We start from the raw sequence: 506 nt of genomic DNA on the forward strand, positions 1-506 counted from the left end.
CCCTCTGGTCGGGAAGACAGGATTTGAACCTGCGACCCCATGGTCCCAAACCATGTGCTCTACCAAGCTGAGCTACTTCCCGGAAATGGCGCGCCCGAGAGGAGTCGAACCCCTAACCTTTTGATCCGTAGTCAAACGCTCTATCCAATTGAGCTACGGGCGCATAAATGGTGCCGAGGACCGGACTTGAACCGGTACGGTAGTTACCTACCGCAGGATTTTAAGTCCTGTGCGTCTGCCAATTCCGCCACCCCGGCAATGAAAAGCGGAAGACGGGATTCGAACCCGCGACCCCCACCTTGGCAAGGTGGTGTTCTACCACTGAACTACTTCCGCATATGCGGGTGGAGGGACTTGAACCCCCACGCCAAAAGGCGCTAGATCCTAAGTCTAGTGCGTCTGCCAATTCCGCCACACCCGCTTAAAATGGTGAGCCATGGAGGATTCGAACCTCCGACCCTCTGATTAAAAGTCAGATGCTCTACCGACTGAGCTAATGGCTCAAA

General features: G+C 54.9%; 6 tRNA genes. All 6 read right to left on the bottom strand.

Features of this window, described 5'->3' with window-relative positions:
* Positions 1-5: 5 nt before the first annotated feature.
* The 6 genes from AC0KTX_RS16870 to AC0KTX_RS16895 all read right to left on the bottom strand — a co-directional run bounded on the left by AC0KTX_RS16870 (position 6) and on the right by AC0KTX_RS16895 (position 503).
* Positions 6-82, bottom strand: a tRNA-Pro gene (locus AC0KTX_RS16870).
* Between the two features lie 4 nt (positions 83-86).
* Positions 87-163: transfer RNA gene (locus AC0KTX_RS16875), tRNA-Arg, on the bottom strand.
* Between the two features lie 5 nt (positions 164-168).
* A tRNA-Leu gene (locus AC0KTX_RS16880) sits at positions 169-257 on the bottom strand.
* Positions 258-264: 7 nt separating this feature from the next.
* Positions 265-336 (bottom strand) — tRNA-Gly (locus AC0KTX_RS16885).
* A gap of 3 nt (positions 337-339) precedes the next feature.
* Positions 340-421, bottom strand: a tRNA-Leu gene (locus tag AC0KTX_RS16890).
* Between the two features lie 6 nt (positions 422-427).
* Positions 428-503 (bottom strand) — tRNA-Lys (locus AC0KTX_RS16895).
* Positions 504-506: the final 3 nt, after the last annotated feature.

It is taken from the genome of Aeribacillus sp. JST-2 (assembly GCF_056032925.1).